Genomic DNA, 20,888 nt, shown 5'->3' on the forward strand with positions numbered 1-20,888 from the left:
CGACGGTCTTCGACAAGGTCTTGCGCGGCGCCATTCCCATTTACTAGGATATGCAAGTATCTCTGCTCCGACTCTCCGCAGGACGTCTCATGACCTCAAAGATTCCGCACTTCGTCGATGGACGTCGTAGCGACCTCTCCTCCACCCGTACCGCCGATGTGCTCAACCCCAGCACCGGCAGCGTCCAGGCTCAGGTGCTGTTGGCCTCCAAGGCCGACGTCGACACCGCCGTGGCCTCGGCCGTGGCAGCCCAGAAGGAATGGGCGGCCTACAACCCGCAGCGCCGCGCGCGGATCCTGATGAAGTTCATCGAGCTGGTCAACGCCAACGCCGACGAGCTGGCCGAACTCCTGTCCAAGGAGCACGGCAAGACGGTGGCCGACTCGCACGGCGACATCCAGCGCGGAATCGAGGTGATCGAGTTCGCCGTCGGCGTCCCGCACCTGATGAAGGGCGAGTTCACCGAGAACGCCGGCACCGGCATCGACGTCTACTCGATCCGCCAGCCGCTCGGCGTGGTCGCCGGCATCACCCCGTTCAACTTCCCCGCGATGATCCCGCTGTGGAAGGCCGGCCCGGCGCTGGCCTGCGGTAACGCGCTGATCCTCAAGCCGTCCGAGCGCGACCCCTCGGTGCCGCTGCGGCTGGCCGAGCTGTTCACCGAGGCCGGCCTGCCCGACGGCGTGCTGCAGGTGGTGCAGGGCGACAAGGAGGCGGTCGACGCCATCCTGGAGCACCCCGACATCCAGGCCGTCGGCTTCGTCGGCTCCTCGGACATCGCCCAGTACATCTACTCCGGCGCGGCCAACAACGGTAAGCGCGCCCAGTGCTTCGGCGGCGCCAAGAACCACATGATCGTGATGCCCGACGCCGACCTGGATCAGGCCGTGGACGCCCTGATCGGCGCCGGCTACGGCAGCGCCGGCGAGCGCTGCATGGCCATCAGCGTGGCCGTCCCGGTGGGCAAGGACACCGCGGATCGCCTCCGTAATCGGCTGGTCGAGCGGATCAGCCAGCTGCGGGTCGGCCACAGCCTCGACCCCAAGGCCGACTACGGCCCGCTGGTCACCGGCGCCGCCCTGGAGCGGGTCCGCGACTACATCAAGCAGGGCGTCGAGGCCGGCGCCGAGCTGGTGGTCGACGGCCGCGAGCGCGGCAGCGACGACCTGGCCTTCGGCGACGAAGACCTGTCGAAGGGCTATTTCATCGGCCCCACCCTGTTCGACAACGTCACCCCCGAGATGTCGATCTACACCGACGAGATCTTCGGCCCGGTGCTGTGCATCGTGCGAGCCGAGGACTACGACGAGGCGCTGCGGCTGCCGTCCGAGCACGAGTACGGCAACGGCGTGGCGATCTTCACCCGCGACGGCGACGCCGCCCGCGACTTCGTCTCCCGGGTGCAGGTCGGCATGGTGGGCGTCAACGTGCCCATCCCGGTTCCGGTGTCCTATCACAGCTTCGGCGGCTGGAAGCGCTCCGGCTTCGGTGACCTCAACCAGTACGGGACGGCGTCGATCCAGTTCTACACCAAGGTCAAGACCGTCACCGAGCGCTGGCCGTCGGGCATCAAGGATGGCGCCGAGTTCGTCATCCCCACCTTCAAGTAGGGACCGGACGTAGGTCGAGCTGAACATGTTTGAGATGGATGACGACGAACGCGTGATCGCCGAGACGGCGGCCGCGTTCGCGACCAAACGCCTTGCGCCGCATGCGCTGGAGTGGGACGAGACCAAGCACTTCCCCACCGATGTGCTACGCGAGGCCGCCGAGTTGGGCATGGCGGGCATCTACTGCAACGAGGACGTCGGCGGCAGCGGCCTGCGGCGGCTCGACGCCGTGCGGATCTTCGAGGAACTCGCGGCCGCGGACCCGACGATCGCGTCGTTCATCTCGATCCACAACATGTGCGCGTGGATGGTGGACAGCTACGGCACCCTGGAGCAGCGCAAGACCTGGGTGCCGCGGCTGGCCTCCATGGAGGCGATCGCGAGCTATTGCCTCACCGAACCGGGCGCCGGTTCGGACGCCTCGGCGTTGCGCACCCGGGCGGTGCGCGACGGGTCCGACTACGTCCTCGACGGCGTCAAGCAGTTCATCTCCGGCGCCGGGGCCTCCGACGTCTACGTGGTGATGGCCCGCACCGGCGCCGAGGGGCCGCGCGGGATCTCCGCGTTCGTGGTCGAAAAGGGCACGCCGGGGCTGAGTTTCGGCGCCAACGAGGCCAAGATGGGCTGGAGCGCGCAGCCCACCGCGCAGGTGATCCTCGAGAAGGTCCGGGTTCCGGCCGACGCGCTGCTCGGCGGCGCCGAGGGCGAGGGCGCCGGCTTCGGCATCGCGATGAACGGGCTCAACGGCGGCCGGATCAACATCGCCGCCTGTTCCCTGGGCGGGGCGCGGACCGCGCACGAGAAGGCGGCCGCCTACGTCCGCGACCGGGAGGCCTTCGGCGGCTCGCTGCTGGACGAACCGACCATCCGGTTCACCCTGGCGGATATGGCCACCGCGTTGGAAACCTCGCGAATCATGTTGTGGCGCGCCGCTTCCGCTCTTGACGCCGGAGCGCCCGACAAGGTCGAATTGTGCGCGATGGCCAAACGTTACGTGACCGACGCCTGCTTCGAGGTCGCCGATCAGGCGCTGCAGTTGCACGGCGGTTACGGCTATCTGTGCGAGTACGGCCTCGAGAAGATCGTGCGCGACCTGCGCGTGCACCGCATCCTCGAGGGCACGAACGAAATCATGCGAGTGGTCATCGGCCGGGCCGAGGCCGCCCGCGCCAGGGCCGCCGGTTAACGGAAGAAGGTTGGCAATGACGACGATCGCATTCCTGGGCTTGGGCAACATGGGCGGGCCGATGGCGGCCAACCTGCTTGCCGCCGGGCACACCGTGCGCGGTTTCGACCCGGTGGAAGCGCTCGCGCAGGCCGCCGCCGAAAAGGGTGCCGCGGTGTTCGGCAGCGGCGCCGAGGCGGTCGACGGCGCCGACGTGGTGATCACGATGCTGCCCAACGGCGATGTGGTCAAACGCTGCTACGCCGAGATACTGCCCGCGGCCAAGGCCGGCGCCCTGTTCATCGACAGCTCGACCATCTCGGTGGACGACGCGCGCGAGGTCAACAAGCTCGCCGCCGATGCCGGCTTCGCCCAACTCGACGCCCCGGTGTCCGGCGGCGTCAAGGGGGCGGTCGCCGGCACCCTGGCGTTCATGGTCGGCGGCGAGGATGCCGCCGTGGAGCGGGCGCGCGCGGTCCTCGAGCCGATGGCGGCCAAGGTGGTGCACTGCGGCCTCGCCGGTGCCGGTCAGGCCGCCAAGGTCTGCAACAACATGGTGCTGGCGGTGCAGCAGATCGCGATCGGGGAAGCGTTCGTCCTGGCCGAGAAGCTGGGCCTGTCGGCACAGTCGCTGTTCGACGTCATCACCGGCGCCACCGGCAACTGCTGGGCCGTGCACACGAATTGCCCGGTGCCGGGCCCGGTTCCGACCTCACCGGCCAACAACGACTTCAAACCCGGCTTCGCGACCGCGTTGATGAACAAGGATCTCGGGCTGGCGATGGCCGCGGTCTCCTCGACGGGCTCCGCCGCCCCGTTGGGCAGTCACGCCGCCGAGATCTACGCCGAGTTCGCCGCCGATCATGCCGACAAGGACTTCAGCGCGGTGATCGAACTCCTGCGCGGCAAGTAACCCGCCGCCGGCACGCGGACCCGTCGAGCACCGATGGCCGCGGGCGCGGTCAACGCCGTCAGCAGGACCGCCGCACCGACGCCGGCGACGGTGCCCGCCACCGCCCGACGATCACCGATCAGGGCGGCGCACTCCCCCACGTAGTCGCTCGCTACGAACGCCGCGCCACCCTGGGCCCGCAACTGTGCGTTCAGCGTGTCGACGTACCGCGCCACGGAGGTGTCGGGCTGCAGTCCGGTGCCGCAGGCGATGGGCTGACCGGCGCGGTCGACGACGCGCAGTGACAGCGGCACGCACAGCGCCAGGAACGCCCCCAGCATCGCCGCCGCCCCGAGCACCTGCCAACCCCTGCGCATAGCGAACCTCTCCCATTTGCCTACCGGATGGCGCCGGAATCATCCAGCAAACCTTCTCGGCACAGAGAATAGAGCTCCACCGCCGGTTTTGGGTAGCCATGGCGAATCAATGTGACGGGTCACTCACCGCCGCCTCAGGCCAGGGGTGTGTGCCGAGCTACCAGTACACCGCCCGTTCACCGGCCGTTCGGCCCGACGTCAGAAATCGCCGGCGTGCCGGCGCAGGGTTTCGATCGAGTCCACCAGCGCGCGGGACTGCTCCTGCGACATCCCGATGTCGGCGAACACCTTCTCGTTGAGCGTGACCGTCGCGTCCTCCACCGTCGACCGGCCCAACTCGGTGATCTCGACGAGCGTGGTGCGCCCGTCGGTCGGATGCGGCAGCCGACGGACCAGCCCGCCGGCCTCCAGCCGACGGATGGCGTGCGTGACGCTGGTGACGTGCACCTGCAACCGGTCCGAGGCCTTGGTGATCGGCAGCGCCCCGCTGCGACTGAACGCCAGCAGCCGCAGCAGTTCGAAGCGGGAAAAGCTCAGATCATAAGGCCGCAGCGCGGTCTCGACCCGCGCGAGCAGAATCTGATGCGCCCGCATCACCGAGGTCACCGCGACCATGCCGTCGGCGACATCACCCCAGCCCGACCGCTCCCAGTTTGCATGCGCCTGCGCGATCGGGTCGCGCGACTCCACGGAATCGACCATCGGCACATTCATACCCCATGCGGGCGGGGTCGGGCTCAGTCCGCCGGAAGTGTCAGGATCCGCGGCCCGTCCTCGGTGACCGCGACCGTGTGCTCCCAGTGCGCGGCCCGCGAACCGTCGGTGGTGACGACGGTCCACTCGTCGTCGAGAATCCGGGTCTTCACGGTGCCCAGTGTCAGCATGGGCTCGATGGCCAACACCGAACCGGGGGCCAGCAGCGGGCCGCGGCCCGGTGCGCCCTCGTTGGGCAGGAACGGATCCAGGTGCATCTCCCGGCCGATGCCGTGCCCGCCGTAGCCCTCGACGATGCCGTACCGGCGGCCGTGCTTGGCCTCCGCGGCGCGGGTGCCGCGTTCGATGGCGTGCGAGACGTCGGTGAGCCGGTTGCCGGGCAGCATCGCGGCGATCCCGGCCTCCATCGATTCCCGGGTCGCCTCCGACAGCGCCTCGTCGGCCGGGATCAGCGTGCCCACCCCGAAGGTGATCGCCGAATCGCCGTGCCAGCCGTCGACGATGGCGCCGCAGTCGATCGACACCAGGTCGCCGGCGGCGAGTATCTCGGTGGCCGACGGGATGCCGTGCACCACGCGGTCGTTGACCGAGGAGCACACGGTGGCGGGGAAGCCGTGGTAGCCCAGGAACGACGGGACACCGCCACCGTCGCGGATGACCGCCTCGGCGACGCCGTCCAGCTCCAGGGTGGATACTCCCGGCGCGGCGGCCGCCCGCACCGCGCGCAGGGCCGCGGCCACCAACGCCCCGGCGACGGCCATGGCGTCGAGTTCGGCGGCGCTACGCCGCGCGACGACCTTGCGGCTGCGCAGTCCGGGGATCGACACCATGAGTCAGCGCCGCCGTCAGCGGCCGAGGGCCTGCAGGGCCCGCGCGAAGACCTCGTCCAGCGAACCGACGGCGTCGACCGTCTTGAGCTGATCGCGGTAGAAATCGAGCAGCGGGGCGGTCTCGTCCCGGTAGACGCCCATCCGGTGCCGGATGACGTCCTCGGTGTCGTCGGCGCGGCCGCGGCCCTTCAGGCGCGCCACCAGCTCGTCCTCGGGCACCCGGAACTCGATCACGGCGTCGAGCTGCACGCCACGCTTGGCCAGCATCTCGGCCAGCGCCTCGGCCTGCTCCACCGAGCGCGGGAAGCCGTCGAGGATGAAGCCGGCCGCGGCGTCGTCGTCGTTCAGTCGGTCGTCCACCAGCGCGTTGGTCAGCGTGGCCGGGACCAGGTCCCCGGCGTCGAGGTACTTCTTGGCCTCGTTGCCCAGATCGGTCCCGTTGCTGATGTTGTGGCGGAACAGATCGCCGGTGGAGATCTGCGGCACGCCGAGTTCCTCCGCCAGCTTGACCGCCTGAGTTCCCTTACCGGCTCCAGGTGGTCCGAGCAAAACGATTCTCACTTGAGAAACCCTTCGTAGTTGCGCTGCATGAGCTGGCTTTCGATCTGCTTCACGGTATCCAGACCAACGCCGATCATGATCAGCACCGCCACACCGCCGAACGGCAGGTTCTGCAAGGTGGCCCCGCTACCCATCTGCAGGAACAGGTTGGGCATCACGGCGATCACACCGAGATAGATGGAGCCGGGCAGGGTGATGCGGTTCAGGACGAAGCGCAGGTAATCCGCGGTCGGACGACCGGGCCGGATGCCCGGGATGAAACCGCCGAACTTCTTCATCTCGTCGGCGCGCTCATCGGGGTTGAACGTGATCGACACGTAGAAGTACGTGAAGAACACGATCAGGCCGAAGTAGAACGCGACGTAGACGACGTCGGCGGGGTTGGTGAGGTGGTCGGCGACGAACCGGTCCCACCAGCTGTTGCCGGGTTCGCTGCGGCCGCTCTGGATCAACTGGGTGATCAGCTGCGGAATGTAGATCAGCGACGAGGCGAAGATCACCGGGATGACGCCGGCCTGGTTGACCTTCAACGGCAGGTAGGTCGAGGTGCCGCCGTACATCTTGCGGCCGACCATCCGCTTGGCGTATTGCACCGGGATCCGGCGCTGGCCCTGCTCGACGAAGATGACGCCGATCAGGATCGCCAGCGCGGCGAGGCAGACCAGGGTGAAGACCATGCCGCCGCGGCTCTCCAGGACCATCTGGCCCTCGCCGGGGATCTGGGCCGCGATGCCGGCGAAGATCATCAGCGACATGCCGTTGCCGACGCCCCGCTCGGTGACCAGCTCACCCATCCACATGACCAGCGCGGCACCGGCGGTCATCACCAGGACCATGATGACCAGCGAGAAGATGCTGGTGTCCGGGATGATGTCCAGCGAGCAGCCCTGCAGCAAGCCGCCGTTGGCGGCCAGCGCCACGATGGAGGTGGCCTGCAGGATCGCCAACGCGATCGTCAGATAGCGGGTGTACTGCGTCATCTTGGCCTGGCCGGATTGGCCTTCCTTGCGCAGCTGCTCGAACCGCGGGATGACCACGGTGAGCAACTGCACGATGATGCTCGCGGTGATGTAGGGCATGACGCCGACCGCGAAGACCGCCAGCTGCAGCAGCGCACCGCCGGAGAACAGGTTGATCAGCGAATAGATCTGGCCGGAGTCACCGCCACTGACCTGCTCGATGCACTTCTGCACATTGCCGTAGTCGACTCCCGGGGACGGCAAGGTGGCACCGACCCGGTACAGGAGGACGATGCCGAGCGTGAAGAGGATCTTGCGCCTCAGGTCGGGTGTCCGCAGCGACGAGATAAAGGCTGAGAGCACTCTTCCTCCTGGGCCGCCGGGTGGTGCCTCGGCGTGCCGATGGGGCTGACTATGAGCTATCCCAAGCCAGCGTCGGGTTTGTCCGTGTGTGACGCGCCGATGTCGGCGGCGTGCAGCAGTCTACGAGAGTAACAGCTGGCCTCGGTCGGATCCGCATCGCACAACGCTGTTGGGCTCCGCGATCTTCGATGCATTCTCCGGCCGACCGGAGCCCCGTCCGCTTCACAGGTTCTCCTCAGCCTGACGCGCGTACGCTGGCGATATCTCGTTATACAGACTAATTACCTGGACTCCTGGCGGAAGGCGCTCCCCCGTGACCCGCACCGATGACGACTCCTGGGACCTGGCCTCCAGCGTCGGGGCCACCGCCACCATGGTCGCCGCCGCCCGGGCGGTGGCCACCCGGACCGAGAACCCGGTGATCGACGACCCGTACGCGGCACCGTTGGTGGAGGCCGTCGGGATCGAGTTCTTCAGCCGGTTGGCCCGCGGTGAGCTCACCCCGGGCGAACTCGACAGCGACAACCCGGTGGGGATGGCCCGGTTCGCCGACGGCATGGCCGCCCGTACGCGGTTCTTCGACGAATTCTTCGCCACGGCCACCGGAGCCGGCATCCGCCAGGCCGTGATCTTGGCCTCCGGCCTGGACGCCCGCGCCTACCGACTGGCGTGGCCGGCCGGCACGGTGCTCTTCGAGATCGATCAGCCGGAGGTCATCGACTTCAAGGCCGACACCCTGGCCGGTCTGGGCGCGCGGGCCGGCGTGGATCTGCGCACCGTCGCGGTCGATCTGCGCGCCGACTGGCCGGCGGCGCTGACGGCCGCCGGTTTCGACGCCGCCGCGCCCACGGCCTGGATCGCCGAGGGACTGTTCGGCTATTTGCCGCCCGACGGCCAGGACCGGCTGCTCGACCAGATCACCGCGCTCAGCGCGCCCGGCAGCCGGCTGGCGGCCGAGGGCGTGCCCAGCCATCAGGGCGCCGACGAGGACGAGACCCGGGCCCGGATGCAGGCCTCGACCGACCGCTGGCGCGAGCACGGCTTCGACATCGACTTCTCGGCGCTGGTGTTTCTCGGTGACCGCGCCGAGGTCACCACCTACCTGCAGGGGCATGGGTGGTCGACGACGGCGGTCCAGGCCAACGACCTGCTGGTCCGCTACGGCCTGCAGCGACTCGACGAGGACGAGGGTTTCGCGGCGGTCACCTACGTGACCGCGGAACTCGACACACCGCGCAAGGACCAATAGTCATGGTCCGCAGCGAGGGCGACACCTGGGACCTGGCCTCCAGCGTCGGCGCCACGGCAACGTCGGTGGCGGCATCGCGGGCGCTGGCCAGCCGAGGCCCCAACCCGCCGATCCACGATCCGTACGCCGCGGAGCTGGTCCGGGCCGTCGGCATCGACTACTGCATCCGGGTGGCCGACGGCGCCGTCGATTTCGACGACGACCCGCTGTTCGACGGTGACACCATGCGGGACCAAATCGTGGTTCGGACCCGCTATTTCGACGATTTCCTCACCGAGTCCGTCGCCCGGGGCATCCGCCAGGTCGTCGTTCTGGCCTCCGGTTTGGACACCCGCGCCTACCGGATGGACTGGCCCGCGGGCACCGTGGTGTTCGAGATCGACCAGCCGGCGGTGATCGAGTTCAAGACCCGGGTGCTCGACGTGCTGGGCGCCGCGCCCGGCTGCGAGCGGCGCACGGTCGCCCTGGATCTGCGGGAGGACTGGCCCGCGGCGCTGCGCGCGGCCGGCTTCGACCCCGCCGCGCCGACGGCGTGGATCGCCGAGGGGCTGCTGATCTACCTGCCCCCCGACGCGCAGGATCGGCTGCTGGACAACGTCACCGCGCTCAGCGCGCCGGGCAGCCGGCTGGCCACCGAGCACATGGACAGCCGGGCGTTCACCGGCGACTGGGCTCGCAAGCTGACCGAACGCGGTCGGCGCCACGGCAGCGACATCGATCTGACCAAGCTGTTCTATTCCGACGAGCGCACCGCGGCCCGCGACCACCTCGCCGGGCGCGGCTGGCAGATCGACATCCGCACCACCGAACAGGCCTACACTGCAAACGGTTTCGCCCCGCCCGCCGACGAGTTGCTGTCCATGATCGGCGATTCCGGCTACCTGACCGCCGAACTGTCCGCCCCGCCGAGCTGAGGAGAGCACGCATGGCACGCACCGGTGACGACTCGTGGGACCTGGCCTCCAGCGTGGGCGCCACCGCGACCATGGTGGCGGCCGGCCGCGCCTTCGCGAGCCGGGACCCCGACCCGCTGATCGACGATCCGTTCGCCGAACCGCTGGTGCGTGCGGTGGGACTGGAGTTCTTCAGCCGCATGCTGGACGGTGACCTCGACATGTCGCAGCTGCCGGATGCGTCGCCGGAGCGGGTGCAGGCGATGATCGACGGAATGGCGGTGCGCACGAAGTTCTTCGACGACTACTTCCATGATGCGGTCGGCACCGGGATCCGCCAGGCGGTGATCCTGGCCTCCGGTCTGGACGCGCGGGCCTATCGGTTGGAGTGGGCGCCGGGCACCGTGGTCTACGAGGTCGACCAGCCCCGGGTCATCGAGTTCAAGTCGACCACGCTGGCCGGGCTCGGCGCCGCACCGACGGCCGAGCGCCGCACCGTGGGCATCGACCTGCGCGAGGACTGGCCGACGGCATTGCGCGCGGCCGGCTTCGATCCCGCGGCGCCCACCGCGTGGTTGGCCGAGGGGTTGCTGATCTATCTGCCACCCGAGGCACAGGATCGCCTCTTCGACCTCATCACCGCGCTGTCGGCGCGCGGCAGCACGGTGGCCACCGAATACGCGCCCGGCATCATCGATTTCGACGCCGACCAGGCGCGGGAACTCTCGGCCCCGCTGCGCGAGCACGGCCTCGACGTCGACATGCCCACCCTGGTGTACCCCGGACAGCGCAGTCACGTCATGGACTACCTGGCCGGCCTGGGCTGGCGGGTCGACGGCGTCCCGCGCGACGACCTGTTCGCCAGGTACCGGCGGCCGGCCCCGGTCGACTCGATCGACCCACTCGGCGAGATCGTGTATGTCAGCGCCACTTTGACCTGAAGCCGTCAGGCTGACCGGTCGCCGGCGACCGCGTACTCCAGCTGATCGGGAGCGTCCTCGGTGCCCGGTGTCTCGGTACCGCCGATGGGACAGCGGGCGGTCTCGGGCAGACCGAACAACGCGATCGCGCCGATCACGCAGGCGCCCATCATGTAGTACGCCGGCACCAGGTTGTCGCCGGTGGCGTTGATCATCCAGTCGTTGACCGCCGGCGCGGTACCACCGAACAGCGACGTCGACACGTTGTAGGCGATCGCGAACCCGGCGTAGCGCACCTGGGTGGGGAACATCGCCGGGAACGTCGCCGAGATGGTGGCCAGCTGCGGTACGTACAGCAGGCCCAGGACCGCGAATCCGAGCACCGCGCCCATCGGCCCGGTGCTCATCAGCAGGAACATCGGGACGCCGGCGATGAACAGGCCGATCAGCGAGAACCACCACATCGGTTTGCGTCCCACCCGATCCGAGAGGTGACCGGCGAACGGCAGGAACACCATCATCGACAGCATGCCGATGATCGGCACCAGCAGTGACATGGTGTCCGACAGGCCGATGGTGACCCCGAGATAGGTGGGCATGTAGGTCAGCAGCGTGTAGTTGACCACGTTGAGGGCCACCACCAGGCCACCGAGGCGCAGGATCGGCCGCCAGTACTGCACCATCAGATCCTTGAACTCCGCGGTGTAGCCCTTCTGCTCGCGGCCCTGGTCCTCGAGTTCCTGGAAGACCGGGGTCTCGTCCAACCGGGACCGCAGATACACCCCGATCAGGCCGAGGGGCGCGGCCACCAGGAACGGCAAACGCCAACCCCAGCTGTGCATCTGGTCGTCGTTGAGGATCAGCGACATGGTCAGCATCAACAACGCACCCAGGGAGAAGCCGGCCAGGGTGCCGAATTCCAGGAAGCTGCCCAGCATTCCGCGCCGCCGCGTCGGCGAGTACTCGGCCATGAACGTGGCCGCCCCGCCGTATTCGCCACCGGTGGAGAAGCCCTGGATCATCCGCAGCACCACCATCAGCACCGGCGCCCAGAAGCCGATCGCGTCATAGGACGGCACCAGTCCCACGCACAGGGTGGCACCGGACATCAACAGGATGGTGACCGCCAAGACTTGACGGCGGCCGATCCGGTCGCCGAGCGGACCCCAGACGAACCCGCCCAGGGGCCGCACCAGGAAGGAGACCGCGAACGTCATGAGCGCCATCAGGGTGGCGCTCTGGGTGTCACCCGGGAAGATCGCCACCGAGATGTAGGAGACGCCGAACGCGTAGATGCCGTAGTCGAACCACTCGGTGGCGTTGCCGATCGCCGAGGCGGCGATCGCGCGTTTGAGGACTCCGGGCGGCGGCTGCGGATCTTCCGACGTCGTCACCTGCTGCTCGCCCTGCACAGCGTCCTCCTCCGGCCTCCCGACAGCGACTGCTGTTAGGTACCCGCAAGCGCGTGCGGCAAACATCGCCGCGCCCGTGCGACGCGGGGAGACTCAAAACCGGTGCTGTCCCAGCCAGAGCGCGTTGGCCCCGGCGAACTGCCGTTGCGCCTGGTCAAACGCCTCGGCGGCGGCGCCGGCCAACACGGACGGCAGCGCGGCGGACAGCAGCGCGGCGGCCGGCACCGAGGACGGCTTGGACCGCAGCAGGTCCCGCAGCGAAGATCCCGGCGAGGACACCACCCGCACCTTCACGTCCGGGTCGATCCCGGCCAGCACCTTCGCCCGCCGTACCGCGGTGCGCAGCCCGCCGAGTTCGTCGACGAGGCCACGCTCGAGCGCGTCGGCACCGGTCCACACCCGGCCCTGCGCGATCGCCTCGACCGCCTCGGTGCTCATCCCCCGCCCCTGGGCGACGCGTTCGACGAAATCGGTGTAGAACAGGTCGGCCTCGGCCTCGACCCGCGCCTGCTGTTCGGCGGTGAACGGGGCGTTGCTCGACCACGCGTCGGCATTGGCGTTGGTGCGCACCGCATCCGAGGCCACCCCGAGGCGGTCCTTGAGATGCCGCGCGATCAGCTTGCCGGTGACCACACCGATCGAACCGGTGATGGTGCCGGGGTTGGCGACGATCGCGTCGGCCGCCATCGACACGTAATAGCCGCCCGAGGCGGCCACCGCGCCCATCGACGCGACCACCGGCTTACCTGCGGCTCGGGCCCGGACCACCTCGCGCCAGACGGTTTCCGAGGCCGTGACCGACCCACCCGGGCTGTCCACCCGCAGCACGATCGCCGAGATGTCGTCGTCGGCCACGGCCTCGCGCAGCGCGGCGGCGATGGTGTCCCCGCCGGCGCTGGGGCGCCCGAGGGGCAACACCTGCGGCACCGTGCGCCCGCTGACGATCTGCCCGGCCAGCGTGACGACGGCGACGGTGGCCGGCCCCTTGCGGCCCGGGATGTTCATCGCCGGCAGCTCGGGCTTGCCGCTGCGGGCGTACTTGGACAGGTACAACCGGGGCGGCGCATCCGCGCCGTCCGGATCGCCGGTGGTCGGCGAAATACCTTCGGCCCCCACGAGTTCGGCGATCCTGCCGTAGGCCTCGTCGCGGAATCCGACGCGGTCGATCAGTCGTCCCGCCAGTGCGTCGTCGCGCAGCAGCGGTGCGCGGTCGGCAAGGGCGTCGACCGCTTCGGGCGTCAGGTCGCGGGCCTCGGCCACACCGGCGAACACCTGCGCCGCCAGGCTTTCGACAATCCGGGTGTCCGCCTCGCGGTGGGCGGGGGTGTAGCCGTCCTCGGTGAACAGACTGGCCGCCGACTTGTACTCACCGCGGGCGATGAACTGCGCCTCGATGCCCGCCTTGTCCAACGCCTCCCGCAAGAACAGCGGACTGGTCGCGAAACCGATCAGCCCGACGGTCCCCGAAGGCTGCATCCACACCTCGCCGAACGCCGAGGCCAGATAGTAGGACAGCGTGCCGGGGTAGGTCTCGGCCCAGGCCAGCGACGGCTTGACCGCGCTGAAGGCAACGATCGCCTCCCGCAGTTCCTGGATCGGGCCCGGCGCGGCGGCGCTGATCTGCACCCGCGCGATCAGGCCGGCGACGCGCTCGTCGTCGGCCGCCCGGTGCAGCGTCGCCACCGTCTCCCGCAGGGTCAGCGGCCGGCGCTGACCGACGACATTCGACAGCATCGCGACGGGGCTGTGGCTGCCGGTCTCCGGTGGCACCGATTCCAGGTCGAGTTCCAGGATGCACCCGGCGGGCACGCCGTTGTGGCGGGCGGTGTCGACCTTCTTGGCCAGCGCTCGCACGTCGTCGGGACCGGGCAGGCCGGGCAGCAGAGAGAACATGGAATCGAGCGTACCGACGCCCGCGGCGGGTTAGATTCGCGCGGACGCAAGGAGTCGGCATGGTTTTGAAGGTGACGGTCGCGCCCGACCTGATCGACGGGGACGTCGACGAGGGGTACGGGAAGGTGGCGGACGCGTTCCGCGCCAACTTCGCCGCGGGCCGCGAGGTCGGCGCGGCGCTGGTGGTCTACCGCGACGGCGCGAAGGTGGTCGACCTGTGGGGCGGGTACCGCGACGGCGTGACGAAGGCCCGGTGGCAGCCCGACACCATGGTGAACACGTTCTCCACGACCAAGGGCGTCGCAGCCCTGGTCGTGGCCCACGCGGTCTCGGCGGGCCTGTTCGACTATGACGCACCGGTGTGCGAGTACTGGCCCGAATTCGGGGCCGGGGGCAAGAACCGGGTGACGGTGCGACAACTGCTGGGACATCAGGCCGGGGTGTGCGCCCTCAAACCGGCGCCGACCCTGGCCGAAGTCGGCGACCCGGCGCGGCTGGCGCCGATGCTCGCCGCGCAGCGCCCCGCCTGGCGCCCGGGAGCGCGGCACGGGTACCACGCCGTGACGTTGGGCTGGTACCAGTCCGAGCTGATCCGTCGAACCGACCCCGGGGGCCGCACCCTGGGCCGCTATCTCGCCGACGAGATCGCCGTCCCGATGGACCTCGACTATCACATCGGGCTGCCGGCCTCGGTGGATCGAGATCGCGTCGCCTTCATTCACGGCTGGCCGCGGGTCGAGGCGCTGCTGAACGCGCGCAGCCTGCCCCTCGGTACGACCCTGTCGTCGCTGAACCCGTTCGGGCTGTTCGCCCGGGCGGGTGCGGTACCCCGGTCGGTGAACGCCTTCACCAGCGACTACAACCGCGACGACGTCCGCTCCGTCGAAATCCCGTCGGTCAACGGGATCGGTACGGCGCGAGCGGTCGCCGAGCTGTACTCGGAGGCATCGCGAACCGGGGCGCGGATCGGAATCTGCCCGAAAACCCTGTCGGCCCTGCAGGATCCGGCGGAGCTACCGGCGGGCGGCGCGCGGGACAAGGTGCTGGGGGTCCCCACCGCCTACTCGTTGGGGTTCAGCAAGCCGACCCGCGACTTCTGTTTCGGCTCCTCCGGTACCGCCTTCGGAACCCCCGGCCTTGGCGGCTCGTTCGGATTCGCCGACCCGGACACCGGCGTCGGCTACGGCTATGTGATGAACCGGCTGGGATTCCACCTGCACAGCGACCCGCGTGAGCTGTCGATCCGGCAGGCGCTGTTCGGCGGCGTACTCGGAGTGCGCCCGCAACGCTAGCTCTACCGCAGACGCCCGATCACCGAGCCGTGCTCGGGACAGTAGACGGCCACCGCCGCACGCATCACGCCCACGGCCTGGTTGCGGTTCATCCCGCTGTTCTCCAGCGCGCCCACCACGCCGCGGATGGTCCGGACGGGGTCGATGGTCTGCGACCGCCCCGTGGTGATCATGTCGCAAACGTCCCGGCCCACCTTGGGCACGTCGACATTCGGGGCCATCGGGATGTTCAGGGTCGCCACCGCGTCGCTGAACCACTGATCGTCGGAACTGGCCTGGGCCGGTCCGGCGCCGAGCAGTGCGGTGGCGCCGGCCGCGGCCAGCACCGCGACGCAACGCCGGTGGGTCCGTCGCCGGTGCTCCATGGGGTCTCCTCGATGCTCGACAGCCGCAGTGTAATCAGTCCGCGCCGGATCCGCCTGCCGGCGCGAACCCGCGGGGCGAACCAAACGAAATTGCCCCCGCCGCAGCGGGGGCAATCTCGATATCGATACTGGCGTGGACGGGCGTTACAGCTCGGTGGCACTGCCGCCGGCGGCCGTGATGGCCTCCCGCGCGCTACCGCTGAACTTGTGGGCCGTCACGTCGACCTTCGCCGACAGCTTGCCGTCGCCCAGCACCTTCACCAGAACGTTCTTGCGGACCAGGCCCGCGCCCACGAGTTCGTCGACACCGACGGTGCCGCCCTCGGGGAACGCCTTGTTGATGTCGCCGACGTTGACGACGGCGTACTCGGTGCGGAACCGGTTCTTGAAGCCCTTGAGCTTGGGCAGCCGCATGTGGATCGGCATCTGCCCGCCCTCGAAGGTCACCGGCACGTTCTTGCGCGCCTTGGTGCCCTTGGTGCCGCGACCCGCGGTCTTACCCTTGGAACCCTCACCGCGACCCACGCGGGTCTTGGCGGTCTTCGACCCGGCGGCCGGCTTCAGGTCATGGAGCTTGATGACGCTCACTTGCCGCCCTCCTCAACTGGCTCAACCTCGACGAGGTGATGTACGACGCGGATCAGTCCGCGCGTCTGCTCGTTGTCCTCGCGGACCACCGAATGGCGGATCTTCCGCAGGCCGAGAGTGCGCAGACTCTCCCGCTGCTTCCAGCGCGCGCCGATGACGCCGCGCACCTGGGTGATCTTCACTTCAGCCATGACTAGTTGCTTCCTTCACGCGCCGCTGCGGCAGCCAGCGCTTCGCTCTCCCGACGCGCGCGCAGCATGCCCGCCGGCGCGACGTCCTCGATCGGCAGACCGCGACGGGCCGCCACCTCTTCGGGACGCTGCAACATCTTCAGCGCGGCAACGGTGGCATGCACCACGTTGATCGCGTTGTCGCTGCCCAGCGACTTGGCCAGGATGTCGTGCACGCCGGCGCATTCCAGCACGGCACGCGCGGCACCACCGGCGATCACACCGGTACCGGCGCTGGCCGGACGCAGCATCACCACACCGGCAGCGGCCTCGCCCTGCACGGGATGGGTGATGGTGCCGCCGATCAGCGGCACGCGGAAGAAGTTCTTCCGCGCCTCCTCGACGCCCTTGGCGATGGCGGCCGGGACTTCCTTGGCCTTGCCGTAGCCGACGCCGACCATGCCCTTGCCGTCACCGACGATGACCAGCGCGGTGAAGCTGAAGCGCCGACCGCCCTTGACCACCTTGGAGACGCGGTTGATCGTGACGACCCGCTCGAGGTAGTTGCTCTTGTCGGCGCTGTCGCGGCCGCCACGGCCACCGCGGTCGTCGCGGCGGCCACGGCCGCCGTCACGCCCGCCGCGTCCGCCACGCTCGGTGTCGGTCCGGGTACCGGCGGTCGGGGCGCCGGAGCTGGCGGCGCCCTGCGCCGCAGCACCCGTAGTCTGCTCCGCCATCATGCGGTCCTTCCGTTGTCAGTCATCAGAACTTCAATCCGTTCTCGCGGGCGGCATCGGCCAGCGCCGCGATACGGCCGCCGTAGGTGTATCCGCCACGGTCGAACACCACGGCGTCGATTCCAGCGGCCTTGGCGCGCTCGGCGATGAGCTGACCGACCCGGACGCTCTTGCCCTTCTTGTCGCCCTCGACCCCACGCACGTCAGCCTCGATGGACGAGGCCGCCGCCAGCGTGGTGCCGCTCAGGTCGTCGACCAGCTGCACGTGGATGTGCCGCGAGGAGCGGTTGACCACCAGGCGCGGACGCTCCGGGGTTCCCGACACCTTCTTGCGCAACCGCGCGTGCCGACGCAACCGCGCCACCCGCCGGGTCGCGGAGATGCTCTGCCCGACCGGCTGATGCTTCTTCGGAGAGGTTGTTTCAGCCATGTCTACTTACCTGTCTTTCCGACCTTGCGGCGGATCTGCTCACCCTCGTAGCGGATGCCCTTGCCCTTGTAGGGGTCGCTCTTCCGCAGACGACGGATGTTGGCCGCGATCTGGCCGACCTTCTGCTTGTCGATTCCGGAGATCGAGAACTTCGTCGGGCTCTCCACCGCGAAGGTGACGCCCTCGGGGGCGTTGATCACCACGGGGTGGCTGTAGCCGAGCGCGAACTCGAGGTTGCTGCCCTTGGCCACGACGCGGTAACCGACGCCGAAGATCTCCATCTTGGTGGTGTAGCCCTCGGTCACACCGGTCACCAGGTTGGCGATCAGCGTCCGCGACAGCCCGTGCAGGCTGCGGTTGTGCCGGTCGTCATCCGGGCGGGTGACCACGATGGCGCCGTCGTCGTCCCGCGCCACCGCAATGGGCTCCGCGACATCCAACGCCAACGCGCCCTTGGGGCCCTTGACGGACACGTGCTGTCCGTCGATCGTCACGTCGACCCCGGCTGGCACCGGGACCGGCTGCTTTCCAATACGCGACATAGTCTCTTGGCTCCTATCCCGCTACCAGACGTACGCGAGGACTTCGCCGCCCACGCCCTGTCGTGCCGCCTGCCGGTCGGTGAGGAGACCCGAGGACGTGGAGATGATCGCCACGCCCAGGCCGCCGAGCACCCGAGGCAGATTGGTGGATTTTGCGTACACCCGCAGACCGGGCTTGGACACGCGGCGCAGGCCGGCGATGCTTCGCTCGCGGCTCGGCCCGTACTTGAGCTGGACCACCAGCGACTTCCCGACCCGGGCATCCTCGGTGCGGTAATCGGTGATGTAGCCCTCGTTCTTGAGGATCTCGGCGATGTTCGCCTTGATCTTCGAGTGCGGGAGCACCACCTCGTCGTGGTACGCCCCGTTGGCGTTGCGCAGACGCGTCAAGAAGTCTGCGATCGGATCCGTCATGGTCATGACAGGTATGTCACCTTCCTCGCGGCGGTTCCCCGAAACTGGTCGGGGCCTGCCGCGCCCTTACTTGGTAGTTGTTGGTCTGTGGTTACCAGCTGGACTTCTGCACGCCGGGCAGTTCGCCCGCGTGCGCCATCTCGCGCAGGCAGATACGGCACAGCCCGAACTTGCGGTACACCGAGTGCGGCCGGCCGCACTTGTTGCAACGGGTGTAGCCACGCACCTTGAACTTGGGCTTCTTGTTGGCCTTGTTGATCAGAGCTTTCTTTGCCATCTGCTCAGTTCTCCTTGAACGGGAAGCCGAGAGCCCGCAGCAGCGCTCGTCCTTCGTCGTCATTCGTCGCCGAGGTGACGACGGTGATGTCCATGCCGCGGGGGCGGTCGATCGAGTCCACGTCGATTTCGTGGAACACCGATTGCTCGGTCAGACCGAAGGTGTAGTTGCCGGTCCCGTCGAACTGCTTCGGGCTCAGGCCGCGGAAGTCGCGGATACGGGGCAGCGAGATCGAGATCAGGCGATCCAGGAACTCCCACATCCGGTCGCCGCGCAGGGTCACCCGCGCGCCGATCGGCATGCCCTCACGCAGCTTGAACTGCGCGATGGACTTGCGAGCCTTGCGGATCTCCGGCTTCTGGCCGGTGATCAAGGCGAGGTCGTTGACCGCGCCGTTGATCAGCTTCGCGTCGCGGGCGGCGTCGCCGACGCCCATGTTCACCACGACCTTGACGACGCCCGGGATCTGCATCACGTTGGCGTACTCGAATTCCTTGAGCAGCGCGTCCTTGATCTCCTCGCGGTAGCGCTGCTTCAGCCGGGGCTGAACCTTCTCGGTGGTTTCCACAGTGGTCATGCTTCTCAGATGTCCTTGCCGTTGGTCTTGGCGATGCGGACGCGCTTGCCGCTCTCTTCGTCGGTGCGGTAGCCCACGCGGGTGGGCTTGCCGTCGGAGTCGACGACCATCACGTTGGAGACGTGGATCGGCGCCTCCTGGGTGACGATGCCGCCGGAGGAGGCGCCGCGCTCGTTCGCCGAGACGGCGGTGTGCTTCTTGATGCGGTTGACGCCCTCGACCAGAACCCGGTTCCGCGACGGGTAGGCAACCAGGACCTTGCCCTTGGCGCCCTTGTCCTTACCGGAGATGACGAGGACGGTGTCGCCCTTGTGGACCTTCATTTACAAAACCTCCGGGGCCAGCGAGACGATCTTCATGAAGCGCTTTTCGCGAAGCTCACGGCCGACGGGACCGAAGATGCGGGTACCGCGCGGGTCGTTGTCGGCCTTGATGATCACGGCGGCGTTCTCGTCGAACTTGATGTAGCTGCCGTCGGCCCGGCGCCGCTCCTTGACGGTGCGCACCACGACCGCCTTGACGATGTCGCCACGCTTGACGTTGCCGCCGGGGATGGCGTCCTTGACGGTCGCCACGATGACATCACCGATGCCGGCGTAGCGACGCGACGAGCCGCCGAGCACGCGGATGCACAAGATCTCCTTGGCGCCCGTGTTGTCGGCGACCTTGAGCCGCGATTCCTGCTGAATCACTAGATCTCCCTATATTTCCCAGCCCGTATCGTTCGGTCCCGGCCGAAACGCGCTGGTCTCCTCGTTGCGCACGCCAAAATCTCCCCGACATCCCCTCCCGCACTGGGCAGGGCATGCCAAACAAACCTTGACGAGCTCGGTCTTCGTCACCGATGGGCACGCGGGGCCGATGAAACGCTCATCGGCCGAGGTCTGCCCACGGCAACCCCTAGAGTCTAGGTGACGGGCGGCAATGCACCAAATTCGTCCGACCGGCCCGGTTGGCCTCAATCGGGCATCTGCACGCCGAAGTCGCCCAGCATCGCGGCGCTGGCGGCGTCGAACCCGGGGGTGCCACTCGGGGCTTGCACCGCCACCGCGATCAGAAAGGTGCCCGATCCGGTCCATACGTGCACGATGCGGTCGGCGTAGTCGATGCCGCTCCCCGGTTCGTCGGTCAGCACGCCCATCAGCTTCTGACCACTGTAGTCGCAGAGTTCGGCGGGCAAGATGTTGACGGTGTTGAGCGCGGCGGGGCCGGTGCGCTGGTCGGTGTACCGCCTGAATGCGGCCGCGGGGTCCGGGTCGGCGGCGGTGATGGTGACGACGGCGGTGACGCCGTCGGGTCCCGCGAGGCGAACCTCGGGTCCGGTCGGGGCCACCGCGCCGAAGCCGTCGGGCACCCCGACGATCACGGTCGGCGAACCCGGCAGCGAGGACGACACCCGCACGGTCGACCCGGCCGGCGACGGGCAGGTCTGTTCGGCCGGGGCCAGCGCGCGCGTGGTGGTGGGGACCACGCCGTAGTCCGGGAGCCCGTCGTCCGGTGGCGCGGGGTCGTCCCGGGTCGGCGCGGGCGCCGCCGGTGCCGCCGAACCGGCCGCGGTCACCGCCGGCCGGTCCTCGGTGACGTCGGCCGCGCACCCGGCGAGCAGCAGCGTCGAGACGGTCAGTGCCAGGCCCGTCCGGGCGGCGATCCACGGCATG

The 20,888-nt window shown here is 68.8% G+C and carries 26 protein-coding genes; 7 read left to right on the forward strand and 19 right to left on the reverse strand.

Annotated elements, in window-relative coordinates:
* The first annotated feature begins 89 nt into the window (after positions 1 to 89).
* Genes R2K23_RS17960 through mmsB form a run of 3 tightly spaced genes read left to right on the forward strand, consistent with a single transcriptional unit; the run spans position 90 to position 3,688 of the window.
* The gene (locus R2K23_RS17960) at positions 90 to 1,610 is read left to right on the forward strand and encodes a CoA-acylating methylmalonate-semialdehyde dehydrogenase (RefSeq protein ID WP_316511458.1); all 1,521 of its coding nucleotides are present in this window, start codon (positions 90 to 92) and stop codon (positions 1,608 to 1,610) included.
* Between the two features lie 25 nt (positions 1,611 to 1,635).
* Positions 1,636 to 2,796 carry an acyl-CoA dehydrogenase family protein gene (locus tag R2K23_RS17965; RefSeq protein WP_316511459.1) on the forward strand — a complete coding sequence of 387 codons (1,161 nt, stop codon included), beginning with the start codon at positions 1,636 to 1,638 and terminating at the stop codon, positions 2,794 to 2,796.
* Positions 2,797 to 2,812: 16 nt separating this feature from the next.
* Positions 2,813 to 3,688, forward strand: a complete 876-nt coding sequence (gene mmsB / locus R2K23_RS17970) for a 3-hydroxyisobutyrate dehydrogenase (protein WP_316511460.1) — start codon at positions 2,813 to 2,815, stop codon at positions 3,686 to 3,688.
* On the opposite strand, the gene R2K23_RS17975 is transcribed toward mmsB, so the two are convergent.
* The 5 genes from R2K23_RS17975 to secY form a co-directional block, all read right to left on the reverse strand.
* Complete coding sequence (locus tag R2K23_RS17975) at positions 3,637 to 4,044, reverse strand: hypothetical protein (RefSeq protein ID WP_316511461.1); 408 nt, start codon at positions 4,042 to 4,044, stop codon at positions 3,637 to 3,639. The two genes, mmsB and R2K23_RS17975, sit on opposite strands and share 52 nt — an antisense overlap.
* Before the next feature lie 198 nt (positions 4,045 to 4,242).
* The gene (locus R2K23_RS17980; protein WP_316511463.1) at positions 4,243 to 4,746 is read right to left on the reverse strand and encodes a MarR family winged helix-turn-helix transcriptional regulator; all 504 of its coding nucleotides are present in this window, start codon (positions 4,744 to 4,746) and stop codon (positions 4,243 to 4,245) included.
* Positions 4,747 to 4,781: 35 nt separating this feature from the next.
* Positions 4,782 to 5,588 (reverse strand): type I methionyl aminopeptidase, encoded by an 807-nt coding sequence (gene map, locus R2K23_RS17985; protein ID WP_316511464.1) that lies wholly within the window; start codon positions 5,586 to 5,588, stop codon positions 4,782 to 4,784.
* A 15-nt stretch (positions 5,589 to 5,603) separates the two neighbouring features.
* Positions 5,604 to 6,149, reverse strand: a complete 546-nt coding sequence (locus R2K23_RS17990; RefSeq protein WP_316511465.1) for an adenylate kinase — start codon at positions 6,147 to 6,149, stop codon at positions 5,604 to 5,606.
* Positions 6,146 to 7,471 (reverse strand): preprotein translocase subunit SecY, encoded by a 1,326-nt coding sequence (secY, locus tag R2K23_RS17995; protein WP_316511466.1) that lies wholly within the window; start codon positions 7,469 to 7,471, stop codon positions 6,146 to 6,148. The genes R2K23_RS17990 and secY overlap by 4 nt, the downstream gene beginning before the upstream one ends.
* A gap of 313 nt (positions 7,472 to 7,784) precedes the next feature.
* Here secY and R2K23_RS18000 point away from each other — a divergent pair, with 313 nt between their 5' ends.
* Genes R2K23_RS18000 through R2K23_RS18010 form a run of 3 tightly spaced genes read left to right on the forward strand, consistent with a single transcriptional unit; the run spans position 7,785 to position 10,554 of the window.
* Positions 7,785 to 8,720 (forward strand): class I SAM-dependent methyltransferase, encoded by a 936-nt coding sequence (locus R2K23_RS18000; protein WP_316511467.1) that lies wholly within the window; start codon positions 7,785 to 7,787, stop codon positions 8,718 to 8,720.
* 2 nt (positions 8,721 to 8,722) lie between these two features.
* The gene (locus R2K23_RS18005; RefSeq protein ID WP_316511469.1) at positions 8,723 to 9,634 is read left to right on the forward strand and encodes a class I SAM-dependent methyltransferase; all 912 of its coding nucleotides are present in this window, start codon (positions 8,723 to 8,725) and stop codon (positions 9,632 to 9,634) included.
* Positions 9,635 to 9,645: 11 nt separating this feature from the next.
* Positions 9,646 to 10,554, forward strand: coding sequence for a class I SAM-dependent methyltransferase (locus tag R2K23_RS18010; protein WP_316511471.1), 909 nt, complete (start codon positions 9,646 to 9,648; stop codon positions 10,552 to 10,554).
* 5 nt (positions 10,555 to 10,559) lie between these two features.
* Here the strand turns inward: R2K23_RS18010 and R2K23_RS18015 are convergent, their stop codons facing one another.
* Positions 10,560 to 11,945, reverse strand: a complete 1,386-nt coding sequence (locus R2K23_RS18015; protein WP_316511473.1) for an MFS transporter — start codon at positions 11,943 to 11,945, stop codon at positions 10,560 to 10,562.
* Between the two features lie 93 nt (positions 11,946 to 12,038).
* A complete protein-coding gene (gene sppA, locus R2K23_RS18020; RefSeq protein WP_316511474.1) occupies positions 12,039 to 13,838 on the reverse strand; it encodes a signal peptide peptidase SppA in 1,800 nt (599 codons plus the stop codon).
* Positions 13,839 to 13,897: 59 nt separating this feature from the next.
* Here sppA and R2K23_RS18025 point away from each other — a divergent pair, with 59 nt between their 5' ends.
* Complete coding sequence (locus R2K23_RS18025) at positions 13,898 to 15,130, forward strand: serine hydrolase domain-containing protein (protein ID WP_316511475.1); 1,233 nt, start codon at positions 13,898 to 13,900, stop codon at positions 15,128 to 15,130.
* Between the two features lie 2 nt (positions 15,131 to 15,132).
* Here R2K23_RS18025 and R2K23_RS18030 read toward each other — a convergent pair whose 3' ends face one another.
* The 12 genes from R2K23_RS18030 to R2K23_RS18085 form a co-directional block, all read right to left on the reverse strand.
* A complete protein-coding gene (locus R2K23_RS18030; RefSeq protein WP_316511477.1) occupies positions 15,133 to 15,495 on the reverse strand; it encodes a DUF732 domain-containing protein in 363 nt (120 codons plus the stop codon).
* A 144-nt stretch (positions 15,496 to 15,639) separates the two neighbouring features.
* Positions 15,640 to 16,083, reverse strand: a complete 444-nt coding sequence (gene rplO, locus R2K23_RS18035) for a 50S ribosomal protein L15 (protein ID WP_316511478.1) — start codon at positions 16,081 to 16,083, stop codon at positions 15,640 to 15,642.
* Positions 16,080 to 16,274, reverse strand: a complete 195-nt coding sequence (gene rpmD, locus R2K23_RS18040; RefSeq protein ID WP_316511479.1) for a 50S ribosomal protein L30 — start codon at positions 16,272 to 16,274, stop codon at positions 16,080 to 16,082. Before rpmD ends, rplO begins: the two co-directional genes overlap by 4 nt.
* A gap of 2 nt (positions 16,275 to 16,276) precedes the next feature.
* Positions 16,277 to 16,993: a 30S ribosomal protein S5 gene (rpsE, locus tag R2K23_RS18045; protein ID WP_316511480.1), complete on the reverse strand. Its 717-nt coding sequence runs from the start codon at positions 16,991 to 16,993 to the stop codon at positions 16,277 to 16,279.
* A 22-nt stretch (positions 16,994 to 17,015) separates the two neighbouring features.
* On the reverse strand, positions 17,016 to 17,420 hold the full coding sequence (gene rplR / locus R2K23_RS18050; RefSeq protein ID WP_316511481.1) for a 50S ribosomal protein L18: 405 nt from the start codon (positions 17,418 to 17,420) through the stop codon (positions 17,016 to 17,018).
* A 2-nt stretch (positions 17,421 to 17,422) separates the two neighbouring features.
* Entirely contained in the window at positions 17,423 to 17,962 is a 540-nt protein-coding gene (gene rplF, locus R2K23_RS18055; RefSeq protein WP_316511482.1) for a 50S ribosomal protein L6, read from the reverse strand.
* Between the two features lie 21 nt (positions 17,963 to 17,983).
* Positions 17,984 to 18,382 (reverse strand): 30S ribosomal protein S8, encoded by a 399-nt coding sequence (gene rpsH, locus R2K23_RS18060; protein ID WP_316511484.1) that lies wholly within the window; start codon positions 18,380 to 18,382, stop codon positions 17,984 to 17,986.
* Positions 18,383 to 18,467: 85 nt separating this feature from the next.
* Positions 18,468 to 18,653, reverse strand: coding sequence for a type Z 30S ribosomal protein S14 (locus R2K23_RS18065; protein WP_126335172.1), 186 nt, complete (start codon positions 18,651 to 18,653; stop codon positions 18,468 to 18,470).
* Between the two features lie 4 nt (positions 18,654 to 18,657).
* Positions 18,658 to 19,230 (reverse strand): 50S ribosomal protein L5, encoded by a 573-nt coding sequence (gene rplE, locus R2K23_RS18070; RefSeq protein ID WP_316511486.1) that lies wholly within the window; start codon positions 19,228 to 19,230, stop codon positions 18,658 to 18,660.
* Positions 19,231 to 19,235: 5 nt separating this feature from the next.
* On the reverse strand, positions 19,236 to 19,553 hold the full coding sequence (gene rplX, locus R2K23_RS18075; RefSeq protein ID WP_316511487.1) for a 50S ribosomal protein L24: 318 nt from the start codon (positions 19,551 to 19,553) through the stop codon (positions 19,236 to 19,238).
* The gene (gene rplN / locus R2K23_RS18080) at positions 19,554 to 19,922 is read right to left on the reverse strand and encodes a 50S ribosomal protein L14 (protein ID WP_013830249.1); all 369 of its coding nucleotides are present in this window, start codon (positions 19,920 to 19,922) and stop codon (positions 19,554 to 19,556) included. It abuts the gene before it with no gap.
* Positions 19,923 to 20,188: 266 nt separating this feature from the next.
* Entirely contained in the window at positions 20,189 to 20,887 is a 699-nt protein-coding gene (locus tag R2K23_RS18085; RefSeq protein ID WP_316511490.1) for a hypothetical protein, read from the reverse strand.
* Position 20,888: the final 1 nt, after the last annotated feature.

Source organism: Mycolicibacterium sp. MU0050 (genome assembly GCF_963378085.1).
GTDB classification, from domain to species: Bacteria; Actinomycetota; Actinomycetes; order Mycobacteriales; family Mycobacteriaceae; genus Mycobacterium; species Mycobacterium wendilense.